Source organism: Providencia sp. PROV269 (assembly GCF_028477785.1).
Taxonomy (GTDB): domain Bacteria; phylum Pseudomonadota; class Gammaproteobacteria; order Enterobacterales; family Enterobacteriaceae; genus Providencia; species Providencia rettgeri.
The window spans coordinates 247,925-266,920 of sequence record NZ_JAMPLV010000006.1 but is presented as its reverse complement, the minus strand read 5'-3'; the positions used below and the strand labels follow the sequence as shown (position 1 = coordinate 266,920).

13 protein-coding genes are annotated in these 18,996 nt (G+C 41.4%); 8 read left to right on the top strand and 5 right to left on the bottom strand.

What is annotated here, in order from left to right; all coding sequences use genetic code 11:
* Positions 1-19: 19 nt before the first annotated feature.
* Positions 20-1,303: a cystathionine gamma-synthase family protein gene (locus PR683_RS11450; protein WP_272569153.1), complete on the top strand. Its 1,284-nt coding sequence runs from the start codon at positions 20-22 to the stop codon at positions 1,301-1,303.
* Positions 1,304-1,350: 47 nt separating this feature from the next.
* Here PR683_RS11450 and PR683_RS11445 read toward each other — a convergent pair whose 3' ends face one another.
* The gene (locus tag PR683_RS11445; protein WP_272571425.1) at positions 1,351-5,034 is read right to left on the bottom strand and encodes an AAA family ATPase; all 3,684 of its coding nucleotides are present in this window, start codon (positions 5,032-5,034) and stop codon (positions 1,351-1,353) included.
* 1 nt (position 5,035) lies between these two features.
* Positions 5,036-6,250, bottom strand: a complete 1,215-nt coding sequence (sbcD, locus tag PR683_RS11440; RefSeq protein ID WP_272571426.1) for an exonuclease subunit SbcD — start codon at positions 6,248-6,250, stop codon at positions 5,036-5,038.
* A gap of 250 nt (positions 6,251-6,500) precedes the next feature.
* On the opposite strand from sbcD, the gene phoB reads away from it, so the two are divergent.
* The 3 genes from phoB (at position 6,501) to brnQ (ending at position 10,340) form a co-directional block, all read left to right on the top strand.
* Entirely contained in the window at positions 6,501-7,190 is a 690-nt protein-coding gene (gene phoB / locus PR683_RS11435) for a phosphate regulon transcriptional regulator PhoB (RefSeq protein ID WP_004914638.1), read from the top strand.
* 23 nt (positions 7,191-7,213) lie between these two features.
* Entirely contained in the window at positions 7,214-8,524 is a 1,311-nt protein-coding gene (gene phoR, locus PR683_RS11430) for a phosphate regulon sensor histidine kinase PhoR (RefSeq protein ID WP_004914637.1), read from the top strand.
* 490 nt (positions 8,525-9,014) lie between these two features.
* Entirely contained in the window at positions 9,015-10,340 is a 1,326-nt protein-coding gene (gene brnQ, locus PR683_RS11425) for a branched-chain amino acid transport system II carrier protein (RefSeq protein ID WP_004914636.1), read from the top strand.
* 57 nt (positions 10,341-10,397) lie between these two features.
* Here the strand turns inward: brnQ and ggt are convergent, their stop codons facing one another.
* From ggt to PR683_RS11410, 3 genes are all read right to left on the bottom strand, one after another.
* Positions 10,398-12,164, bottom strand: coding sequence for a gamma-glutamyltransferase (ggt, locus tag PR683_RS11420; RefSeq protein ID WP_164528430.1), 1,767 nt, complete (start codon positions 12,162-12,164; stop codon positions 10,398-10,400).
* Positions 12,165-12,402: 238 nt separating this feature from the next.
* Positions 12,403-13,005 (bottom strand): peroxiredoxin C, encoded by a 603-nt coding sequence (locus PR683_RS11415; protein WP_164528431.1) that lies wholly within the window; start codon positions 13,003-13,005, stop codon positions 12,403-12,405.
* A gap of 217 nt (positions 13,006-13,222) precedes the next feature.
* A complete protein-coding gene (locus tag PR683_RS11410; protein WP_164528432.1) occupies positions 13,223-13,834 on the bottom strand; it encodes an acyl carrier protein phosphodiesterase in 612 nt (203 codons plus the stop codon).
* 567 nt (positions 13,835-14,401) lie between these two features.
* On the opposite strand from PR683_RS11410, the gene queA reads away from it, so the two are divergent.
* The 4 genes from queA (at position 14,402) to secD (ending at position 18,990) form a co-directional block, all read left to right on the top strand.
* The gene (gene queA, locus PR683_RS11405; RefSeq protein WP_109911878.1) at positions 14,402-15,472 is read left to right on the top strand and encodes a tRNA preQ1(34) S-adenosylmethionine ribosyltransferase-isomerase QueA; all 1,071 of its coding nucleotides are present in this window, start codon (positions 14,402-14,404) and stop codon (positions 15,470-15,472) included.
* An 89-nt stretch (positions 15,473-15,561) separates the two neighbouring features.
* Complete coding sequence (gene tgt / locus PR683_RS11400; RefSeq protein WP_004914630.1) at positions 15,562-16,689, top strand: tRNA guanosine(34) transglycosylase Tgt; 1,128 nt, start codon at positions 15,562-15,564, stop codon at positions 16,687-16,689.
* Between the two features lie 94 nt (positions 16,690-16,783).
* Complete coding sequence (gene yajC / locus PR683_RS11395) at positions 16,784-17,116, top strand: preprotein translocase subunit YajC (RefSeq protein WP_004905542.1); 333 nt, start codon at positions 16,784-16,786, stop codon at positions 17,114-17,116.
* A gap of 26 nt (positions 17,117-17,142) precedes the next feature.
* Positions 17,143-18,990, top strand: a complete 1,848-nt coding sequence (secD, locus tag PR683_RS11390; RefSeq protein WP_209102255.1) for a protein translocase subunit SecD — start codon at positions 17,143-17,145, stop codon at positions 18,988-18,990.
* Positions 18,991-18,996: the final 6 nt, after the last annotated feature.

The window sequence follows — 18,996 nt, the reverse complement described above, 5'->3', positions numbered from 1 at the left end:
AACCGTATTGGAGCTAAAAATGTCAGAACAAAGCTATAAAAAGGATTTACAAGGTAAAGAATTATCCCCAGAAACTTTAATGATGAGTTATGGGTATGACCCTAAGCTTTCAGAAGGATCAATTAAACCGCCTGTTTTTCTGACATCTACATTTGTATTTAAAACTGCTCAGGAAGGAAAAGATTTTTTTAATTTAGTTAGTGGGCGCACACAAACAAGCGAAAACCAGAAACAAGGACTGGTGTATTCACGTTTTAACCACCCAAATAGTGAGATTGTTGAAGATAGACTAGCCCTGTATGAAGGTGCAGAAAGCGCAGCACTATTTTCTTCCGGTATGTCGGCAATTACAACTTGCTTAATGGCAGTATTGCAACCGGGTGATGTACTACTCCACTCTCAGCCACTCTATGGTGGAACTGAAACCCTATTTTTAAACACGTTGGCTCGTTTCGGAATAACTTCGGTTCCATTTCAAAATGGGTACGAGCAGAAATCTATCTTAGAAGTTGCTAATCGAGTCGGGAAAGAGCAAAAAATTGCGGCTATCTATATTGAAACACCATCTAACCCATTGAATACACTTGTTGATATTGAATTAATTAGCCATGTGGCTAAGCAGATAGCTGCGAAGCAAAATGGGCAAACTCCGTTAGTCATTTGCGACAATACGTTGCTAGGGCCTGTGTTTCAAAAGCCTTTGTCGTTAGGTGCAGATTTGAGTGTGTACTCACTAACTAAATATGTGGGAGGGCATTCAGACTTAGTCGCAGGTGCGGTGGTTGGAAGTCAGAAGCTAGTCAAGAAAGTAAAAGCTCAACGTAATGCCATCGGTACACAGCTTGACCCTCACTCTAGCTGGATGTTAGGGCGGTCGTTAGAAACATTACAATTACGTATGGAAAGGGCAAATGAGAGTGCAAAAATATTAGCTGAATATCTCCATCAGCACCCTAAAGTCAGTAAAGTGCAATTTCCTGCTTTTTTTCCGAAAGCGAGTGTAGAGCATCAAGTTTATCAAAAACAATGTACAGGAGCGGGTTCAACTTTCTCTATCAATGTAGGGAATAATGAGGCGGATGCATTTCGTTTTCTAGACAACTTAGCAATCTTTAAATTAGCGGTTAGTTTAGGGGGAACTGAGTCGCTCGCTAGCCATCCGGCATCGACAACTCATTCAGGTGTTGCTCAAAAGGTCAGAGAGCAAATCGGTATTAGTGATAATTTAGTTCGTCTATCTATAGGTATTGAAAATGTGAATGACCTTAAATATGCATTGGAATTAGCATTAGAGGCGATTTAATCATCAGGGTGGGGAAATTTCCCACCCTGAATGGTCACTAAATTGAGTTAGGTGATGCGATATTGTGCGGGAAGTTCGCTAAAGCCAAGCCCATTGCCTTTTTTCACTGCAATTTGGACGGGAATACGTTCTTTCATTGCTTCCACATGGCTAATTACGCCAATAGTTTTGCCAGATGCATTTAAACTTTCTAATGCATCAAGGGCAATATCTAACGTTTCTGCATCTAAAGTACCAAAACCTTCGTCTAAAAAGAGCGATTCTAATTGTGTACGGTGACTTACCATATCGGATAGCGCTAAAGCTAATGCTAAACTCACTAAAAAACTTTCCCCACCCGAAAGGGTTTTAATATCTCGAATGCTATCCGCTTGCCAGCCATCAATAACTTGTAATTCAAGGTTTGCTTGGTGGCTACGCTGTAATAAATAGCGGCCATGAAGTTTCTCAAGCTGTTGATTTGCTAAAGAAACTAAACAGTCCAAAGTTAAGCCTTGCGCATAACGTCGGAATTTATCTCCTTCAGCAGAACCAATAAGTAAGCTGAGATAGCTCCAGTCATCATAACTTAATTGGCTTTTTTCTATTTGTTGCAGCAAATCTTGTTGTTGATGGCGCAGTTGCTTGTCTGTACTGAGCTGGTTAATTATCTGGCCTTGTTTTTGGTTTATTTGCTTAATTTCTTCATCGAACTGAGTAACAATTGTTTGTAATTGCGTTTCATTAAGCGCTGAAAAATCAGTGATACGCTGTTGATTCAGTGCTTCAATAGCCTGCAACCCCTCTTTATAACGCGTTTCACACTGTATGCGAGCTTGGTTAATATGTTGTTTTAGTGCTTCTAATTGTTGTTTTTCTTCATGACTGATTAACGCATCAAGGAAAGCTTGTTGATGACGAAATGGGCTATCCATAAGTGCTTGAGTAAACAGGGTATTAGCTTGTATTTGCGCCAGTTTTGTTTTTTCACAGGCGTCAATGAGCTCTTGATAACTTCCATTCATAGATGCGATGGCTTTATCAACCTCATTGAGTTGTTTGCTTAATTGTTCCTGAGTTTGGAAAAGTATGGTTTGTTTGTCATTCAACTGCTGAATAAATTGGCTGATAGCTAAGCCAGAAAGCAGTGTTTTTCGTTGCGCTGTTTTTTGCTCTAAACCTAACTCAATTTGTTTAAGGCGATTTCTTTCTTGTTCAATTTGTTGATTGAGAATATTGAGTTGCTCTGACTCAACTTTTAATGTGGCATTATTGACCTCAATTTGTTGGCTAAGTGTTTGCGCCGCCATTTTTTGGTTATTAAAACGCTCACTTCGCTGAGTAATATCGAGAACCCATTCATCGAACTTATCTTTATCTGGCACATTTAAGTTAAATGGCGCTAGGGTAGATTGCCACTGCTCTATTTGTCTCTGTTTACGTTGTTGGAATTGGCTCTGTTCTTTTTGCAACTCATCATGTTGTTGTGTTTGGTTTTTTAAGCGTTCTTCGACTAATAACAGGTCTGATTGCAACTGGGTAAAGCTTGCTTGTTGTTCGTGTAAATGATGTTTGGTTTGCTGGTATTCACGCTCAAGAGCAGCCATATCCACAACTATTTTCTGTTGCGTCGCCAATTGCTCTGTTAATTGATTAACAAAGAGCGTAACGGCTTGTTCATTTTGGGCCAACTCAGGTGTGAGTGCTTGCTCACATGTCTTTTGCCACTGTTGGTTAAATACATCGAATTGTTCATTGATTTGCTGCTGTTGCTGTAAATTTTCGTTTTGACGTTGTTTTTGTGTGTGAAGTTGTGATTCTAACTGAGTTTGTTGTTGTTTTAATTGGTCGAGTTTATTTGTTAGTTCAATGAGTTGTTGCTGTGTTTCACTGAGATGGATTGATTGATAATCGTTAACTGCCGGGTGTTCTGTTGAACCACATAATGGGCAGGGGTTACCTGCTATTAGTTGCTGGCGCTCATGCTCTAGGCTGACAATTTTTTGTTCTAATTGTAATTTATCATTGGTTAGTTTGATGAGTGGGGTCAATTCATTAATATGTGTTACCGCAAGGCTCAACGCTTTTTGCGTAGTGATGATATCTTGCGCTAATTCAACATCTTTTTGGAGCTGTTTCTGTTTTTGCGTTTGCGCATTAAGGCATTGAGATAATATTAATGGCAATAACTTAGCATGTTGCAAACGTGCTTGTAGCTGTTCAATGTGTTGATTGATGGTGTTAATGTCATGTTTTTCTTGGTTTCGCTTGTAGATTTCTTCTTGTTTTTTGAACGCTACAGTGCTGTGCTCTAACTCGAGACGTTTTTGGGATAATTTCTCTGTTTGCTGCTGCTGTTGCCGCTGTAACTGCTCGACTTCATTTGAAAGTATCTGTTGTTTTTCGTGCAAGCTGGCCAGTTTATCAGCTAATTCGAAAATAAAATGGCCTTGTTGTTGCCAACTGCCTATTTGTGAACTGAGCTCAGCGTCTTTTGGGTGTTCTTCTAGGAATATATTGTGTTTTTTTAACTCAATGTACGCATTTTGGATCTGACTTTGCGTTTCACTAACAAAGCATTGCTTTTGCTGAAGAGTGATTTGTTGTTGTTCAATTTGCTGTTTAATTTCAGATTGTTGCTGTTTCAATTGTGCAATTTGGTTATCAAGAGGCCTGACTGTTTCATCAATCAATTGATGTTGTTGTTTGGCAAAATCAAGGTGTTGTTGATACTCGGATTGCGATTTAAACAACTTTTCTTGCAGTGGGGCGCGCTCAGTTTGTTGGGTTTGCAAGCTAAGTTTCAAATGGTGTTGTTTATTCGTGTATTCAGTGAGTTGTTGCTGTTGTCGTTCAACTTCCTGCCATAATGGACGAAGGGATTCCGCAGGGGCACTATCAGCTAATCTTTTTAATTGAGGTTGCGCGGCTTGGAGCTCAAGTTCGTTTTTTTTGAGTTCTTCATCAAGTGATTGCATGCGCTGGGTGAGTTGATGATATTGTTGCCACCAATTAACCCCTTGTTGGTGGCGAGCACGCTGTTGCTTGGTTTGTGCTTCTTGTTCAAGCAAATCGTTTTGCTGTACCAATAATTCTTGATGTTCTACTTCTGTGAGTAAATTAATGTTTTGCGCTTTTGCTTTTAGCAAATCTAAGTCAATTTTGGCTTGCTTGTGTTGATTAAAAACATAAATTGAAATTTGGCTATAAATTTCGGTGCCTGTAATTTCTTCAAGTAAATCAGCGCGTTCTTTCTCAGAGGCATTTAAAAAAGCCGCGAAGTCCCCTTGGGAGAGTAAAATGGATTTAGTAAAACGCTCATAATCAAGCCCTGTTATTTGCGCCACTAATTCTTTTATCTCTGTGATTTTTACGGTCAATATTTTACCATCAGCAACCGTTGCAAGCTCAGCTTTAGGCTGTTGTAAATTGCCATCAGGTTTCCCTCCAGCCCGTCGTTGGCTCCAAAAGGCTCGATAAGCTTTACCTTTGACCTCAAACTCTACCTCCGCGAGGCATTCCCCTGTATGGCGAGTCATCAGTTCATTTTGTGCATTAGAAATGGTTTTTAAACGCGGTGTTCGGTGATAAAGCGCGAGGCAAATCGCATCCAATAAGGTTGTTTTCCCTGCACCAGTGGCACCCGTAATGGCAAACAGGCCATTGCTAGCAAATGGCTCTTCAGTGAAATCAATTTTCCATTCACCTCTAAGAGAGTTAATATTTTTTAAACGTAAACTTAAAATTTTCATATTAACTTTCCTTGCTCAGTTGCAATGCGTCATAAGATTGTTGAAATAGCTGGAATAGACGCTGTTCACGCTCAGGATCTTCTAAAGACTCTTGAGCAAGGCGGCGTAAAAAAACGTCTTCTACGGTGAGTTCACTCAATGTTTCATTGGCCAAGGTTTGGCTTTGTCCCTGTATTTGCTTGCGTGCACGGCGTAGTATTACGACTTCGACTGGGAGGTCTTGTGTCAAAGCTTCAATACGTTGTTGGATATCAGCGAGGTAATCTTGTGAAGCAACTTCAATATCAAGCCAAACCGGTTTATCACCTTGGTAATCTTTCCATATCTCTAATTGCTGTTCTATTTGGTTTAAGGAGCCTTTAATACTTTGTAATGGCTGAATAGTCGGGATTTCCAGTGGTGTGATTTGAGTCAATTCACTTCCGCTGAATTCAACAAGGCAGACACTTTTTTGTTGTGTTGTTTCGTCAAAGCTCAATGCAATAGGTGAACCGCAGTAGCGAATATTTTCTTGTCCTCCAATCACTTGGGGCCGGTGAATATGGCCAAGGGCAATATAGTCAGCGGGGGGAAAAGCCCCTGAAGGAAACGCATCTAACGTACCAATATAAATATCTCGTACAGAGTCAGTTAAGGCTGCGCCGACAACAGTTAAATGGCCTGTTGCAATAATTGGAATATCCAGCCCCAAAGCGGTTCGCTGTTCTAGCGCGAGTTGGTAGCTGGCTTGGTAATGATCATGAATAGCTGTTTGCAGCGAGCGTTGTTTCTCTTCAATATCTTGCCCTGCAATACTTAGTTGAATATCTCGAGGGCGTAAAAAAGGAATGGCACAGACTAAACCAATAGGTTGAGCCTGTTTATTGACTAAGGTAATAACATGGGGCTCACTTCCCGACGTAATGACTTGTGTATTTAAGTAACGAAGCAGAGCACTTGATTCATTGAGTACAGAAACTGAGTCGTGATTACCGCTTAAAATGACTAATTGGCAGCCTGTTTTTTGTAAATCAACAATAAATTTGTTGTACAGTTCACGTGCATAGCTAGGCGGAGAGCCTGTATCGAAGATATCACCAGCAACGATGACTGCATCAACGTGATGTAATTCCACTTGTTCAACGAGCCAATTCAAGAAATGTTGGTGCTCAGGCGCACGGCTTTTGGTAAAAAAATACTGACCAAGGTGCCAGTCTGAAGTATGAATAATGCGCATGAGCTATCAATTCCTATCAACAATAATGTGCACGAGCGTTCGATAACTGAGTATACCTGATCCAGATAACTCGTTGAGGGATGTTTGCGGCTTTATTACCATGTTGCGGAAATATTTCACTTAAATGACATTTAACCGCTAAAATAAAGATTAATATGAGTTTTGCTCATTGATATTCATAATTCTGTCATAAAAGTGACGCATAATGCTTTCACATTTTAAATGTCTTCTTAATTTTACAGGAACAATCATGGCAAGACGCATTCTAGTTGTTGAAGATGAAGCGCCCATCCGAGAAATGGTTTGTTTTGTATTAGAACAGAATGGTTTTCAGCCTATTGAAGCTGATGATTATGACAGTGCGATTGCACAACTCGTTGACCCTCTACCCGATCTCGTACTACTGGATTGGATGATCCCAGGGGGCTCCGGTATCCAAGTAATTAAGCATATGAAGCGTGATAGCGCAACACGTGACGTTCCTGTCATGATGTTAACCGCACGAGGAGAAGAAGAAGACCGCGTAAAAGGTTTGGAAGTTGGCGCGGATGACTATCTGATTAAGCCGTTTTCACCAAAGGAATTAATCGCTCGGGTAAAGGCAATTTTACGTCGTATTTCACCAATGGCGACGGAAGATATTATTGAAATGAATGGGTTAACGTTAGACCCTACTTCTCATCGTGTGACCAGCAATGAAATCCCTATCGATATGGGGCCAACTGAATATAAATTACTGCATTTCTTCATGACTCACCCTGAACGCGTATATAGTAGAGAACAGCTACTAAATTATGTATGGGGAGCCAATGTGTATGTGGAAGATAGAACCGTTGATGTCCATATTAGGCGGTTAAGAAAGGCACTAGAGACGGAAGGTCATGATAAAATGGTACAAACTGTACGCGGTACAGGTTATCGTTTTTCTATCCGTTACTAAAAACCACAAAGGGAGAGGCATGCGTGCTTGAACGTTTATCGATTAAGCAGCTGATTTGGGGGCTGTTTTTATTTATCTTACCCGCCCTTATCTTATCGGTTTTTATTGGCCACCTAGCGTGGCTATTAGTGATATCGCTACTTGCTGCACTGACATGGCATGGGTATAACCTACTTAAACTTTCTTACTGGTTGTGGCTCGATAAAAGCATGTTACCACCCGAGGGGAAAGGAGGGTGGGAACCGATATTTTATGGCATCTACCAGATGCAACAACGTAATCGTAAACGCCGTCGTGAGCTAGGCCAGTTAATTAAACGGTTTCGTAGTGGTGCAGAATCACTACCTGATGCGGTGGTTATGATGACAACAGAAGGGAATATCTTCTGGTGTAATCGTCATGCGCAGGCTTTACTCGGTTTCCGTTGGCCTGAAGATAATGGCCAACATATTTTTAATTTATTACGTTACCCAGATTTTAGCCGATACTTCACCATTAAGCGTTATGACCAAGCGCTGACTATCGAGCTCAATAGTGGTGAAATTGTTGAATTTCGTATCTTGCCGTATACCGAAGGGCAGTTATTGATGGTAGCTCGAGATGTGACAGAAAAACGCCGTTTGGAAAAGGCCCGTAGGGACTTCTTTGCGAATGTAAGCCATGAATTACGAACTCCTCTTACTGTCATTCAAGGCTACCTTGAGGTCATGGATGACCAAGAAAATGTCACTGCGGCCAATAAAAAAGCACTGCATGTCATGCAAGAGCAAACTCATCGTATGGATAACTTGGTTAAACAGCTTTTGCAGTTATCACGTATAGAAATTGCTCCTCAAATTAACCTTGATGAGCAAGTGAATATCCCTGTCATTCTCAAAATGATTGAGCAAGAAGCGTTAAGTTTAAGCCAAGGGCGCCACCAGTTTGAATTTCATGTTGATGAAAAATTGCGTGTCCATGGTAATGAAGAACAATTACGAAGTGCAGTGGCGAATTTAGTCTATAACGCAATCAGCCATACGCCAGAAGGCACCAAAATTTGGGTTGAATGGCAAAGAAATGGTCAGGGTGCTCGTTTTAGTGTGAGAGATAACGGGCAAGGGATACCTACAGAGCATATTCCTCGTTTGACAGAACGGTTTTATCGGGTAGATAAAGCACGCTCCCGCCAAGGCGGTGGAGGTACCGGCCTTGGGTTGGCTATTGTTAAACATGCATTACAGCACCATAGCAGCCAATTGGTGGTAACAAGTCAATTAGGTAAAGGGAGTGAGTTTTCATTTACTTTACCGCCAGTATTTATTGTTGATGACAAAAAACTTAAAAATGGGTAAATAATTCCACTTTGTTAATATAATCAAAATATTAATAAAGTGGATTATTTCTATTTATCAATCCATACCTGTATTAAATTCAAAACATATATATTTAATGCTGATTATTGCTATCACATTAATTATATATTCTGTTAAATAATCAATTTTAATCACCAGAAAAAGACGGGTTGTTCATTTTTCGAGCAAAGCATATAACGAGTATTGGGATTTTACTGAAAGTAATCACTAGTTCTGAAAATTAGTTTAGTTATTTATTCTTGTTTTTCGGTTTGCTATTGCCTTTTTGCCCTATAAAAGTTCTACTTGTTGTCAGTTATTGGCGAATTTTTCTGTTTTTTGACTTTTCATTTCGTATGATACAAACAAACATGCTTTTTTATATTGTTAACAGTATGTTTATCAGAATTCTATCTCGCTATATATATTTCAAAGGGTTGCTAAGTGTAAACCCATAATTTTCTATTTTGTCACTTAAAAATAACATAATATGGCTCATCGTTTATCATCAAGAGATATCATCGCATTAGGCTTTATGACTTTTGCGTTATTCGTAGGGGCAGGAAACATTATCTTTCCTCCCATGGTTGGCTTGCAGGCAGGGGAACAAGTTTGGACTGCGGCACTAGGGTTTTTGGTTACAGGCGTGGGTTTACCTGTTTTAACCGTTATTGCGCTAGCTAAAGTGGGTGGGGGCATTGAAGCGCTCAGTACACCCGTTGGCAAAACGGCAGGGTTACTATTGGCGGTTGTTGCTTATTTGTCTGTAGGGCCTCTATTTGCAACGCCAAGAACGGCGACTGTATCCTATAAAGTCGGTATCGCACCTTTATTCGGTGGTGAGTCCGATATGCTGTTACTTATCTACAGCGTAGTTTACTTCGTTCTAGTTATCGGTATTTCACTATATCCCGGAAAACTGCTCGATAGCGTTGGGCACATTTTAGCACCTGTAAAAATGTTAGCCTTGGCTATTTTGGGTATTGCGGCTGTCATGTGGCCTGCGGGGGATCCGATCCCTTCTACAATAGAATACCGTGAGATGGCTTTCTCGAATGGCTTTATCAATGGTTATCTAACTATGGATACCCTTGGTGCTATGGTATTTGGTATCGTTATTGTTAATGCGGCGCGTTCAAGGGGTATCGAAAACTCTTCACTATTAACCCGTTACACTATGTGGGCAGGGTTAATTGCAGGGGTATTATTAACTCTGGTCTATTTGTCCTTGTTTAAGCTTGGTGAGAATAGCGGTTCGTTAATTCCAAACCCTGCTGATGGCGCTGATATTTTACATACCTATGTTCAATATACTTTTGGTAATTACGGTAGCTTCTTCCTTGCGGTATTAATCTTTGTTGCCTGTATGGTAACTGCCGTGGGTTTAACTTGTGCCTGTGCCGAGTTCTTTAGCCGCTATGTACCGATTTCTTACCGTAAACTGGTATTGATCTTGGGTGTGTTCTCCATGGTGATCTCAAACTTAGGTTTGAGTAAGTTAATCGCCTTCTCATTACCCGTGCTAGTTTCAATTTATCCACCTTGTATTGTCTTAATTTTATTAAGCTTTACTTTGAAGTGGTGGAAAAACCCAACGATAGTGATTGCGCCGACAATGTTAGTTAGCTTTGTCGTCGGTTTAATCGGTGCCGTAAAAGCGTCAGACCATCTTAAAGGTTATATTCCTGAATGGATGACAGCAATGCCACTGTATAAACAAGACTTAGTCTGGGTATTACCAACTGTTGTTGTGATGGTCGTGGCTATTTTATGCGATAAGTTTGTGTCACCTGCTGCACAGCATAAGCAAGTGTAATTAATTGAAATTACAAAAAAGGAGCTAAATAGCTCCTTTTTCTATTTTATTAGGCCATTAATCAACACCGACAGCACTCCCTGCTGGGCGACGTACATCGTTAGAGCCATAAATGAAACCTTCGCGAACTTTCCCTGAAACAGCGGAATCATTACCCGAAGATTTGGCACTAACACCAGCTCCTTCAGGGATCGCGACCATAATCAGCTCGGCGGCACCCCACGGTGTTTGTTCAACCATCTGGTAACCCATTTTATCGAGTAGTGCTAAGGTGTCTTTAGAAACGCCTCTTTGCTCATAATAAACCTCATCAGGGAGCCACTGGTGGTGAATACGCGGTGCATTAACGGCTTCTTGTGGTGGCATACCATGGTCGATAATATTTAAAGCGGTTTGCAGCGTAATCGAAATAATTCGTGAGCCTCCGGGTGAACCGAGAACTAGAAATACTTTGCCATCTTTCGTTACGATAGTTGGGCTCATGGATGACAGTGGGCGCTTACCTGGTGCAATAGAATTGCGTTCACCTTGTACTAAACCATACAGGTTTTTTTCACCTACTTTGGTGGTGAAGTCATCCATTTCATCGTTTAAGAAAAAGCCAGTTCCGGGCGGGATCACCACAGAGCCAAAGCGACCATTAATCGTGTAAGTAGTTGAAACCGCATTTCCTTTTTCATCGACGACAGAGTAATGCGTGGTCTCCGGTTTTTCGTGAGGCCCTATTCCTGGTTGAACTTGCGTGGATGGCGTTGCTTGGTTGGGTTTGATTTCTTTGCGTAACTCTTCTGCATAGGCTTTGCTGAGTAGCTTTTCCGTTGGGTTATCGACAAACTCAGGATCACCGAGGAAGGTATTTCTGTCCATATAAGCATGGCGCATCGCTTCCGTTAGAGTATGAATATAGTCCGCGGAGTTAAAGCCCATTTCTTTGAGGTCATACCCTTCTAAGATATTAAGCGTTTGGCAGATAGTCACTCCACCTGAACTTGGTGGTGGTGCAGAAATAAATTGATAGCCTCTATAGGTACAGCTAACAGGCGCTGTATCTGTGATAGTAAAATCTGCAAAATCTTTTGCGGTTAAGATGCCGCCATTTTTCTTAGAGGCTTCTTCCACAATTTTGGGGATTTCTCCTTCGTAAAAAGCAGAAGGGCCATTTTGGGCAATTTTTTCTAAGGTGTTAGCTAAATCGGTCTGAACTAACAAGTCACCGGGTTGGAAAGAACGACCATCCGGTTTTAAGAAGATACGTGCGACTTCTGGGTCTTGTTTAAAACGTTCTGTCGTGGTGTCGAGGACATCAGTATCCGCTCTAGTCAGCACAAAGCCTTCTCTTGCTAATTTAATAGCCGGCGCCATTACTTGCTGGCGGCTCATCGTACCGTATTTTTCTAAGGCATAGTCTAGGCCTTTAACGGTACCTGGTACACCTGACGCGAGGTAGCCATATAGGCTCGCATCTTTGATTAACTTACCGTCTTTGTCTAAATACATATCTGCACTAGCGGCACCGGGCGCGGTTTCTCTGAAATTAATAAATAAATCTTTGCCATCGGCTAGATGAATAGTCATAAAGCCACCACCGCCGATATTGCCACAGCAAGGGTTAACTACGGCTTGTGCATATCCTACCGCAACAGCGGCATCAATAGCATTGCCGCCTGATTTTAGAATATCAGCCCCAATTTGTGATGCTAAATGTTGGGAGGAAACAACCATACCTTTTTTTGCTTCAACGGCAGGTTCAGAAGCGGCATACAGCTGATTAGAAACAAGTAAGGAAAGAAATAGAACCGCAGGGCGTAATGATGTTTTTATCATTCGTATCTCCCAGTTAGGGTTAATTGAGTTGTTCTATCGCACAAATATTCAATATGAATAGTTTGTTAATTATTTGTGTTTTTAATGTATAGCACACAATAATACAAAACATTGAGTATTTGAGTTAAGAATTGTTAACTGAGTGGAATAATTGCGAGTAGGAAGAGAAAAGATAGACTTGGTTCACAAAAGTAAAAAGCGGGCTTGATGCCCGCTTTTCTAAAACTCGCGTAACGAATTACAGTTTTGCAGAGTTTTTAGTCAGGTAGTCAGCAACGCCTTTTGGAGATGCATTCATACCTTCTTGGCCTTTTTCCCACTGAGCTGGGCAAACATCACCGTGCTCTTCGTGGAATTGCAGCGCGTCAACCATACGCAGCATTTCGTCGATATTACGGCCTAATGGTAGGTCATTAACCACTTGGTGGCGAACAACACCTTTTTTGTCAACGAGGAAAGAGCCACGCAGTGCAACGCCTGCATCTGGGTGCACGATGCCGTATGCTGCCATGATTTCACGTTTGATATCAGCAACCATTGGGTATTTAACTTCACCAATACCGCCTTTATCTACGGATGTTTGACGCCATGCGTTATGAACAAACTCAGAGTCAAAAGAAACACCGATGATTTCTACACCACGTTTTTGGAATTCTTCATAGCGGCGGTCAAATGCGATCAGCTCTGAAGGGCAAACGAAAGTAAAATCCATTGGCCAGAAGAAGATGACAGCAGGTTTACCAGCAATGTGTTTTTTTAAGTTGAAGTTTTCAACGATTTCACCGTTACCTAAAACAGCTGCTGCAGTAAAGTCAGGGGCTTGACGTGTTACCAGAACCATAATTTACTCCTATGAGTTTGAATTAAAGTTTTTTGTCCTGTCTATTTAATCACTGATAAATAGTGTGGATTTAGACTTCTGAAAGAATAGAAAAAGATCTTTTGACAATAAAGTCATTTAAACCGATTATTGTGATAGGTTTTAACTATCAATAATACTGGTTTATCAAATTAATATCAATAAGATAGTTTTATTCCACTAAAGTGCAAGCTTTAATTTATTCCTTTGTGTTAATTGTGACATTCTGTACAAAAAAATGTTGCAGCGCATTAGCCATCATTTGCGGATAAAATTGAAAGAAAATAGTTTCTAACGCATCATACTGCAATAAAAAATCATCAAATGAACCACTTAGCGCACTGAGCTTGGGGCGTCTTCTTGCCATCCCACTCAGTGATTTTCCAATATAATTTTTATCTGCATAGCGTATTAGCCACTGTTGAGGCCAGAGATATTCATTTAACTCCTGGAATTTTTCAGGGGTATGACAAAGCTGCGGCTCAATTATTTTTCGGCAGTCACGTACAAAGTCTACTAGCGGTATTGATGGCTCAATAGTTGACCAATGCAGCGATAAAAAATGGTCCCAAACTAAATCCAATGTTATGGGGGCAACACGGCGATATTCATCACGAAATAACAATTTAGCTTCTTTGACTAAAGGGTGAGTATCTGTAATGCGGTCGACAGTTCGATGCATAAAGATACCAGAGACAATTTCGGGGGAGTAAAGGCCCACAGGGTTACCGCGGACGTAGTCAGCCATGATGTTGCCGAGTAAGGAGCTGCCAGCGAGATGGGCCAGGTGGAGGTGAGCTAGGTAATTCATCCTCCTATGATATACCCGATGCCTTTCAAATTATAGCTGTGTTAGCTGCACAAATCGACCCTAGTCACATACTGATGTATGCTCCTAGGGATCAATTTGCTTGCTGCCTTGCTCTAATTCGAAATTCATGGGGTATGAACATTGAGAAACAAAAGAAAAAATATTCTTGATAGTTCGAATCTATGTAAGTTGCCTACCTGTGATTCGAAATCCATAGGACATGCAACGCAGCTTAGCTAACTTTTTGATTGCTCAAACTATAGCAGTAATTATGTTGAATTCGAAACTCACAGGACATTACTTGGCAGAGGAATAAAGAATTCCTCTAATTTGAAATTCATGGGTATACCTATCGAGTAGAAAAAAGTCGAAATCAATTTGTTATAAAAGTTTATTGAAATTGAAATCATTCATTCTTTGAATGGATAAATAGTATGCAGAATTTTTTGCTAACAAATTATTTGTTAAAAAATGGTGGTTTTTTGTCCGATCTTGCGCTTATTTCTTGCGCCAAAGTCAGTGCGGCACTAGACTAGTCGCCTGTTTTTTTAGATTGATGTCAATACAATGCGTGTTTCTGATTTTACTTTTGAATTACCTGAAGAACTGATTGCCCATTATCCGCAGGCTGAGCGTAGTGCTTGCCGTTTATTAAGCCTAGATGGCGGCTCAGGGCAGCTCACGCATGGTGTTTTTACCGATATTCTAGAAAAATTGGAGCATGGTGACTTGCTGGTGTTCAATAACACTCGCGTGATCCCCGCACGGTTATTTGGGCGCAAAGTTAGCGGTGGTAAAATTGAAGTTCTGATTGAGCGTATGTTGGATGAACACCGCGTGCTCGCTCATGTTAGGGCATCAAAAGCACCAAAAGAAGGGGCTGAATTACTGCTAGGCGAAGATGAAAGCGTGAATGCGACGATGGTCGCGCGTCATGGTGCATTGTTTGAACTGCGTTTTGACGATGAACGTGATGTATTAAGCATTCTAAACCAAATTGGTCATATGCCTCTCCCGCCTTATATTGATCGTCCTGATGAAGAATCAGATAAAGAACTTTATCAAACCGTATATAGTGAAAAACCAGGGGCTGTTGCAGCACCAACGGCGGGCTTACACTTTGATGAACCGTTACTTGAAGCATTGCGCCAAAAAGGCGTAGAAATGGCGTTTGTAACATTGCATGTGGGAGCCGGTACCTTTCAACCTGTACGAGTTGATACTATCGAAGATCACATTATGCATTCTGAATATGCAGAAGTGCCACAAGAGGTCGTAGACGCTGTTTTAGCCTGTAAAGCACGAGGTAACCGCGTTATCGCTGTTGGAACAACGTCCGTTCGGTCGCTCGAAAGTGCCGCAAAAGCGAGCCAAGATGCTTTAATTGCTCCATTTTTTGATGATACCCAAATCTTTATTTATCCAGGGTATGAATATCAGGTGATAGATGCACTGATCACCAACTTCCACTTACCGGAATCGACATTAATTATGTTGGTTTCTGCGTTTGCTGGATACAAAAACACCATGAATGCATATAAAGAAGCCGTTGAACAAAAATACCGCTTTTTTAGTTATGGTGATGCTATGTTCATTACCCCCAATACAAATGCTCGATTCGAGAAAATTGGTGAGTAATCAGTTTGAAGCGGTGGCATCGGCTGCTTGCTTAGCAAATTAATATTATCAATAGCAACAGACTGTTTTTCTGCTGCTAGGAGGCAAACGTGAAATATGAATTACAAACGACCGATGGCAATGCACGCCGTGGTCGCTTAGTTTTTGAGCGCGGTGTGGTGGAAACCCCTGCATTTATGCCAGTAGGAACCTACGGTACTGTTAAGGGCATGACACCGGAAGAAGTTAAAGAGACTGGTGCTCAAATCTTATTAGGGAACACTTTCCACTTGTGGTTGCGCCCTGGGCAAGAAATTATGAAGTTGCATGGTGACCTCCATGACTTTATGCAATGGCAAGGCCCAATTTTAACCGATTCAGGTGGCTTTCAGGTCTTTAGTCTTGGTGCGATGCGCAAAATTAAAGAAGAAGGTGTGCATTTTCGTAACCCAATCAACGGTGAAAAAGTTTTCCTAAGTCCTGAAAAGTCGATGGAAATTCAGTATGACCTCGGTTCAGATATTGTCATGATTTTTGACGAGTGTACGCCATATCCAGCAGATTGGGACTATGCAAAGACATCAATGGAAATGTCGCTGCGTTGGGCTGCACGTAGCCGCCAACGTTTTGACGAACTTAACAATAAAAATGCCTTATTCGGTATTATTCAAGGTAGTGTTTACGAAGATTTACGTGATATTTCAGTTAAGGGGCTGGTGGAAATCGGCTTTGATGGGTACGCTGTAGGCGGCTTAGCCGTTGGCGAACCGAAAGAAGATATGCATCGAATCTTAGAACATGTCTGCCCGCAAATTCCAGCGGAAAAACCTCGTTACTTAATGGGGGTTGGTAAGCCTGAAGATTTAGTGGAAGGGGTTCGTCGCGGAATCGATATGTTCGATTGTGTGATGCCAACACGAAATGCGCGAAATGGGCATTTATTTGTGACAAATGGCGTGGTAAAAATTCGTAATGCTAAGTATAAATCAGACACATCAACACTGGATGCTGAGTGTGATTGCTATACTTGTCGTCATTATAGCCGCGCTTATCTGCATCATCTTGATAGATGTAATGAAATTCTTGGTGCAAGGCTCAATACCATCCATAATTTACGTTATTACCAGCGCTTGATGGCCGGTATTCGCCAAGCCATTGAAAATGGGAATTTTGAAGAGTTTGCTAAAGATTTTTACCAAAAGATTGGTAAACCTGAACCTTCATTAAATATCGAATGAATTTAAGTGCGAAATGCCATTAATCTGTGTAGCATATCAAACTTAGCTTTTTTGTATGTAAAATTGCTTTCAATAAAACAATGAGGAAAGTTGAATGAGTTTTTTTATTTCTGAAGCAGCGGCGTCAGCAGGTGCACCAGCGCAAGGTAGCCCGTACACTATGGTTATCATGCTTGTTGTTTTCGCGCTGATCTTCTATTTCATGATTTTGCGTCCACAGCAAAAACGTGCGAAAGAACACCGTAAATTGATGGAATCTATCACTAAAGGTGATGAAGTTTTAACAACTGGCGGTTTAATCGGACGTGTAACTAAAGTGTCTGAAACCGGTTATGTGGTTCTTGAGCTGAGTGAGAACACAGAAGTAACCATCAAACGTGATTTCGTTGCTGCTGTTTTACCTAAAGGCACAATGAAAGCAATTTAATTCTGATTCTCCCGAAGGGAACTGCCGTGCTAAACCGTTATCCTTTGTGGAAGTATCTGATGTTGATCTTCGCGATCCTCATCGGTTTGCTTTATGCACTTCCAAACCTATATGGTGAGGATCCGGCTGTTCAGATCACTGGCGTGCGGGGAACCGCCGCCAATGAACAAACGCTGATCCAAGTCCAGAAATCGTTAAAAGACGATAAAATTGAGAGTAAATCTATCTCTCTAGAAAATGGGGCCATTTTAGCCCGATTCAACAACTCTGATGTTCAGTTACGTGCGCGTGAAGTGATCATGAATGCACTGGGTGACCAGTATGTTGTTGCATTAAACCTTGCACCTGCAACGCCTAAGTGGCTCGAAGCTATCGGTGGTGAACCGATGAAGCTTGGTCTTGATCTGCGTGGTGGGGTTCACTTCCTGATGGAAGTTGATATGGACACTGCATTAGGTAAATTGCAGGAACAAAACATGGATGGTTTGCGTAATGACCTGCGTCAAGAAGGCATTGCGTACTCTTCTATTCGTAAAGGCAATGATTATAGCGTGGAAGTTCGTTTCCGTAACGCGGATGATCGTAGCCAAGCTGAAAAAGCATTGTCTCGTAAATACCCAGACTTAGTCTTTAGTGATGGCAGCGATAACACCATGATCGCAGTGATGACCGACGAGCGTTTACGTGAAGCACGTAACTACGCGGTTTCTCAGAACATTACTATTATTCGCAACCGTGTAAACCAATTAGGTGTTGCGGAGCCACTCGTTCAACGCCAAGGCGCTGACCGAATTGTGGTTGAATTACCGGGTATTCAAGATACCGCGCGCGCAAAAGAAATTTTAGGTGCGACTGCGACATTAGAATTCCGTCTAGTGAATACCGCTGTGGATTCTTCTGCAGCGGAAAGTGGCCGTGTACCAGGTGATTCAGAAGTTAAATATGACCGTGAAGGCATGCCTTATGTCTTATATAAGCGTGTGATCTTAACGGGTGACCATATTACCGACTCAACATCTGATGCGGATGAAAACGGTCAACCACAAGTGAGTATCAGTCTTGATAGTTCTGGTGGTTCTATCATGTCTGACTTTACACGTGATAACCAAGACAAGCTGATGGCAACGCTGTTTGTTGAATACAAAGACAGTGGCAAGAAAGATGTAACGGGCCGTTCAATTTTGGTGAAAGATGAAAAAGTCATCAATGCGGCACGTATTTCTGCACGTTTTGGTAGCAAATTCCGTATTACTGGTATTACTAACGGCACTGAAGCTCGCCAGCTTTCATTACTGTTACGTGCAGGTGCGTTGATTGCGCCAATCCAAATTGTTGAAGAACGTACCATTGGCCCAACACTAGGTATGCAAAATATCGAGCAAGGGCTGAAAGCCTGTATCGCAGGTCTGTTAGCTTCTATCCTATTTATGATTATTTACTATCGTAAATTTGGTCTGATTGCGAGTAGCGCGCTGTTGGCAAACTTGGTGTTAATTGTTGGGGTGATGTCCTTATTACCGGGCGCAACACTGACTATGCCTGGTATTGCCGGTATCGTATTAACCCTTGCGGTTGCCGTCGATGCGAACGTTCTAATTAACGAACGGATTAAAGAAGAGCTCAAGAACGGTCGATCTGTTCAGCAAGCAATTCATGAAGGGTATAAAGGCGCCTTCTCAAGTATTACAGACGCAAACTTAACGACACTGATCACTGCGATTATTCTCTATGCAGTGGGTACTGGGTCTATTAAAGGCTTTGCGATTACGACAGCGATTGGTGTCGCAACCTCTATGTTTACAGCTATCGTTGGTACACGTGCTATCGTGAACCTGCTTTACGGCGGTAAACGTATTAACAAGCTGTCAATTTAAGGAGCA